Raw genomic sequence first — 5,962 nt, forward strand, 5'->3', positions numbered from 1 at the left:
TTGTGTTTACAGGAGCGCCGATGGAGGCGATTGTTGTTTCGCAAGAGATGGGTGCACCTGATGGGAGTTTTAGTTTTTTCACCAAGATGTTTGCAGAGGTTGATACGCAAGAAGGACTTTTAAGCATAGGGGAGCGGAGAGTTTGTAGTAATAACACACCGATTACATGGCACAAGGAGAGGATATGTTCCTTTGTGACGGGTGTTTATCATGTTCGTTCACGCAATCGCTATCACCGCTTTAAATTGCGGATTCCTGAAGGTGTTACGTGGAAACACATCACGGGCTTTAACGTGGATTTACGTCCTTTTGGCAGAGGCTAATGGCAAAGATAGTTCTCACGACTTCTTGGGATAAGGAGCGCATAGCTCCTTATCTTGAAGAGATAGTTGCAGCTTTTCGTCGTTATAGTGAACGTTTCAAGCACGAACTTACTTTGCAAGAACTCCTTGAAGAGATTTGCAATGGCAAGAAGCAGTTATGGTTGGTGCTTGATGACGATGATGCGTTTTTAGCAGCGGTTACGACCCAACTTCAATATACGGCATTAGGAAAGAAGCGTGCGCTTGTTTGTGGTTGTAGCGGTAAGGGCGGGTTAGAGCTTGTTGATCACCTAAGCGTTATAGAGGATTGGGCATATGAGAATGGTGCTTTTGAGATGGAGATCTTGGGACGTTTAGGGTGGAAACCGGCACTGAAGAAGCAAGGTTATAGAATAGATATGGTATATTATAGAAAGGGATTAGAAGATGGGGGAAAAACGCCCAACTGAAACCAAACAACATCAGGTACAAACCACAGCACCTCCTTCTTGGGTGGATAACCTCTTTAGACAGGGAGGTGCACATGCATTTGGTCTTTATAACTCAGGGGCAGGTGGTAATGTTTACGGTGGACCGCGTGTAGCACCGTTAAGTGCTCCAACCACCCAAGCGATTGGAGGTATTGGGAGTGTACCATTGCACTATCAAAACCCTTCTCTGATGAATTTAATCAACAATCCAACGGCATCTGCGAACAATCTTGGTCGTATAGCTTCTGGTGGTATGATGGGAAGGAATTCGTATTTTGGTCAGGCGCTTCAAGAGGGATTGGATGATGTAGAAAATAGAATTAACAGATATTTCTCAGGTATAGGTCGCTATGGAACTCCTGATCATAAAGATGAATTGCGGAAGGGGAGTGGCTCTGTATATGCGCGCGCCATGGCAGACCAGTATAATCGTGATGCGGATCGCATGATGCAAGCGAATTCACTGATAGACCAAGCCAATCAAAATCAGTTGGGAGCGGCGAATAATTTCTTACATGGTTATGGCAATGCCTATTCCAATGCCATACAGGGGGGAGGTGTGCTTGATGCTTACAACCAAAGACTTGTTGATGCCAATCGTGAACGTTGGCTGGAACAAGACAATAGCGGTTGGAATAGGTTGAATATGCTTATGAACGCCGGTCATGGTTTTGCAAGGAATTACGGAACGACGACAAATAGCAACACAGCTTCTCTAATGCAAGGCAACGACCCTTGGAAGAACGCTATAGGGATTTTAGCTAGTATTGCTAATTTTGCAGGAAAAAAGTGAGGTAGTTATGCAAAATAGTAACGATAACATGTTATCAAGACTAATTAAGTCTATGTATGCAATGGACCCATTCGCGTCGCGTATACTAATGCAAAATCAACGTATGGAAAATGCACAACAACAGGCAAATAATTTGCCTTATTTAATCCCTTCTTCATCTGTACCAATTTTTGGTTCACAATCAAATCCTTTAGGTTTATCGAAGGATATGGAACCTTTGCCAGATGTAGGTTCGTCTTTAAGATCGGCAGGCAGAAAACCGTATGTACCGTCTTCAGTCCCTTCTTTACCAGTAGCGACCTTTGGTTCACAACCAAATCCTTTAGGTATGGAACCTTTGCCTAATGCAATTGAAACTTCAGATTTGGCATCATTGAAACCAAAGCAGTCTCAATTACCAGAGCCTATTTCATCTGTAGAACCACAGAAGTCTGTACAGCCACAACAGAGTACTGTTCCTCACCAAGATACTGGTTCTCAACAGAGTTTTTGGGATCACTTGCGTAGTCCTGAGTTTTTACAAAGATTATCAGATTATGGGATTGGTTATGCATTATCAGATGGGACGATAGCACAAAGTTTAGCGAATGGAGCTATGAATCTTCGTCGTGGTGATATGGAAAGAGAAAAAAGAGGGCAGGTTAACCAGACCGTCGAGTATCTAAAGTCCAAAGGTTATAGCGAAGAAGAAGCCGCTGTCATGGCACGGAATCCTCAAATGCTTAGTGCGATGCTAACAGGTGGTGATACTCCTAAGTTACTTCCGGGGCATGAATGGTATACCAATCCAGAGACAGGTGAACGTGGACAGAGACCGATGCCAGGGACTCTACAGGCATTGGAGTATAATCAGAAAAAGCGAGACATAGAAGAGTGGGAAATAAATAAGAGAGAGGCTGCTGATAGAGCAGCATATGAAATTAATAATACCGTGGGTGCAATTAATAAGGCTCTTGATATTATAGAGAAGAATCCCAAACGGGCTACAGGTACGATTGGTTCTGTAGCTCAACTCTTACCAGCGACTGATGCAAGAACTTTAAAAAATCAATTAAAACAACTTGAAGGTGGTATCTTTAATCAAGTGATTGCAGGGATTAAAGCGCAAAGTAAGAATGGAACCGTAGGTGTTGGACCGTTATCTAATGAAGAAAGTAGGCGAATAGTAGAATCTTATGGTTCTTTAGATATTAGCGATAACTCAGAAGAATTATATCAAAGACTTTTAAACATTAAATATATGTTTGATCGTTTTAAAGAACTGAATGATGAGGAAATTTATAGGTTATCGAGAGGAATGGAAGTAAGACGGCGTAAAAAAGACGCTTCTCAATCTTTTACTAATCAGTCGATGTCGCAAAGAGGTGTTGAAAACTTGCCAACTATAAGTAGCAGAGAAGACATTAAAAAACTTGCTATTGGAGATAGAGCATCCATTCGGCACGGTAACGATATGTATGAAATTATTAGGGATAGATAAATGGTCCATCATAATAATACTCATCAAGATTTTCCAGACTTTGGTCCTGGAATAAGAGTTATACGCCGTATTCCTAAACATGAATACGAAAAATCGGTAGAGGAACCATTTCCGGATTTTGGTTCTGGAATAAGAGTTATACGCCGTATCCCTAAAGATGAATACGAAACATCACCCCAACATCCCGAAATAAGTAGCAGTGAAGCTTTTTGGAATTCTTTAAAGCATGGTCTCAGTTTTAATTTAGATGACGAAATTGCAGGGATCACAGCGGCGGGGCGTGATGATGAGAATGAGAATGCACTAAATGCTTTTAGAAAGGGGCTGTATAGATATTGGTTATCTGGTGATAAGAAATACGAAGATAAGTATGACAAAGCAGCAGGAGAATTACGCGATTATCAACGTAGGATGAGTGATACGCATTATTGGACGTCTTTGTTAGGAAATATTGTAGGGGCTGCTTTACCTTCACTTGCGACTTTAGGAACAGGAGCGGTTGCAGGACTAGCGGGGCGGATAGCGCCTCCTGCTACTTCAAAATTAGGTCAAGCATTTTTGAAAGCCGTTCCAACACCGGTAGACACGGTAGGGAAACGGGTAGGCGCAGGAGTGAAATATGTAGGTGAGAAAGCAAGTCCGTTTTTAGGCATCACAAAAAACACAACACTTCCTCATTTGCTTAAAGTAGGAGCGGCATCTGGTGCATTACATGGAGCAGGTGAAGGTGTAGGGTTAGGTCATACATTTCAAAGTGCAGCAGTTGGTGGTGGTTTAGGAGCAGCAGGGACAGTGGTTGGCAGTGCTTTAGGTCATTTGGCTGGTTCTACTGTCGGTGGAATACGAAGACTTCTTTCTCCTTCTCATAAGCAAGGTGTTGCAACAGATACATTAAGAGAAATCAGTAAACATTTAGGTAAGGAGGCTTCTGAAGAGCTAGGGAAATCTTTTAAGAATGCAGTTCCTACCGATTACGTAGCTGATCATAGTCCTTTTTTACAGGATCTTGTTTTTGATATCGCGAAAAGAAACCAAGAGGCTTATCTTGATTTGACCAAAAGAGCTGAGCAGAGAGCGCTGGGAGGAGGGGAGCGTATTCATCAGGCAGCAGATGCACATTTTGTTCCTCGTCAAAATGTCACAGATTTAAAAGATGATCTTATTGCAAGTAAGAAAGCAGCAACAGAGTCCCTTTATGACATAGCAAAGAAGACATCTGTAGGAGAACGATATTATGGTGCTCTTAATGAATTAATGGAGCGCCCTTATTTCAAACAAGCTTATGATGAAGGGTTAAAGGAGTTCATGAGTGGTGGGAACAAAATCAGTCCGTTTTCTTCTCAAAAGTTTAGTCTCCTTAAAGAAAAACCGAACATGGGGATTCTTCATGAAACGCAGCGTAAACTTCGTTTTATGACAGATACAGCGAGGAATATGGGAGATGATAGCAAAGTTCGTACCTTAGTAGGTATCCGGAAAAAATTGTTAGAGATTATGGATGATATATCGTCTGAATATAACAAGGGACGGGCACTGTATCATCAATACAGCTCACGTGTAGATGCTATGGGTGAAGGAGAAAAAGTCCTTAGCAAGGAGGTTAATAAGGATGAATTCAGTAAAATTTTTGATGAATTACCAGAGGGACAACAAGAATACTTAAAAAAGGGATCAAGAGCAGAACTTTTCGAGGGCATGAGGCAAACGACAGATAAAGTCTCCAAGGCAAAGGAGATTTTTGATACGGATGATCTGTATGAACGATTTGCAAAGATTTATGGAGCAGATAAAGCTTCTGCTGTTAAGAAGGTTGTCGATAGAGAAGCTAATTATGCAGATTTTTATAACAGAATACCAAATCGTATAGCGAATAAAGAGATATCTTTTACGCATAATGTAAGTATGCCAACGGGTAAATTTGATGCAGCTATGCAAGCAGGAAAAGCAGCGGTGAAGGCTTCTTGGATTCCTTTCAAAGAGGCAGCGTTTAGAGAGCGTCAACGGATTGAAAAGGATGTTGTCAAATTGTTAACAGGGGGGACACAGATTCCGAATGATAAAATTGCAAAGCTCATTCAAGATATGATTAAAGCGCAAGAAAAGGGATACGCTACAAAAGAATGGGTGAAAAAGCTTTCTGCTGCTTTGCTTGGAGGAGGAGGAAAAACATTGGCTGGTCAATTTAATATGCTGAGTACACCAAGATAGAAGAGGATGTATAAAGCTATGACCCGTTATAGCCCTTCTGTCAATCAAGCGATACAGCAAACAGCAGCACGTTATGGTTTGCCAGAGAGTTATTTATACCGTGTTGCGCAAGTTGAAAGTGGTGGGAATCCGAATGCAAGGAATCCACGCTCTTCTGCTGGTGGTTTGTATCAATTTATCGATAGCACCGCCAAACAATATGGCTTGCGGGATAGGTTTGACCCCATGCAAGCGGCAGATGCCATGGGGCGGTTGACACTTGATAATCGCAATCATTTAAGCCGTCTGTTGGGAAGAGCGCCTAGTGAAGCAGAATTGTATTTAGCGCATCAACAAGGGGCAGGAGGAGCCGCGCGGCTTCTTCAAAATCCCCATGCCAATGCGGCGCAAATTGTTGGCAGCAATGCGGTTGGTTTGAATGGTGGAAACAACGCTATGCGCGCCGGTGATTTTGTTACCCGTGTGTTGCAGATGTATGGTGGGCAGCCTTATAGAGCAAGCCCTGTAGCGCAGGGTGGTTTTAGAAATAGAGAGAACTTTCTCGAGGTTTTAAGAGCCTTGCTTTCATCAGAGCAAGAGGCATCAGAAGAAGCTGATGAGAGATCTGATGATAATCCTTTGATGAGGCAATTTATGCGTGCGTTTTACGGACCGTTTTACAAGATTTAGGATTCACAAGAGATGTCAA

Annotated in this window: 5 protein-coding genes and 1 pseudogene; all 6 read left to right on the forward strand. The window is 42.3% G+C overall.

Going from position 1 to position 5,962, the window contains the following annotated elements:
• A pseudogene (locus tag GQO39_RS07940) lies at positions 1–323 on the forward strand (hypothetical protein); the annotation flags it as partial.
• On the forward strand, positions 323–772 hold the full coding sequence (locus GQO39_RS07945) for a hypothetical protein (RefSeq protein ID WP_156851691.1): 450 nt from the start codon (positions 323–325) through the stop codon (positions 770–772). The pseudogene GQO39_RS07940 and the gene GQO39_RS07945, both read left to right, overlap by 1 nt.
• The gene (gene bgtD / locus GQO39_RS07950) at positions 750–1,586 is read left to right on the forward strand and encodes a BaGTA-type gene transfer agent maturation protease BgtD (protein ID WP_156851692.1); all 837 of its coding nucleotides are present in this window, start codon (positions 750–752) and stop codon (positions 1,584–1,586) included. Before GQO39_RS07945 ends, bgtD begins: the two co-directional genes overlap by 23 nt.
• 88 nt (positions 1,587–1,674) lie before the next feature.
• Positions 1,675–3,066, forward strand: coding sequence for a hypothetical protein (locus tag GQO39_RS07955; RefSeq protein ID WP_198039442.1), 1,392 nt, complete (start codon positions 1,675–1,677; stop codon positions 3,064–3,066).
• The gene (locus GQO39_RS07960; protein WP_246668553.1) at positions 3,067–5,274 is read left to right on the forward strand and encodes a hypothetical protein; all 2,208 of its coding nucleotides are present in this window, start codon (positions 3,067–3,069) and stop codon (positions 5,272–5,274) included.
• Between the two features lie 18 nt (positions 5,275–5,292).
• Positions 5,293–5,943, forward strand: coding sequence for a transglycosylase SLT domain-containing protein (locus GQO39_RS07965; RefSeq protein ID WP_156851694.1), 651 nt, complete (start codon positions 5,293–5,295; stop codon positions 5,941–5,943).
• Positions 5,944–5,962: the final 19 nt, after the last annotated feature.

The organism is Bartonella refiksaydamii, assembly GCF_902652675.1.
In the GTDB taxonomy this organism is placed as follows: Bacteria; Pseudomonadota; Alphaproteobacteria; order Rhizobiales; family Rhizobiaceae; genus Bartonella; species Bartonella refiksaydamii.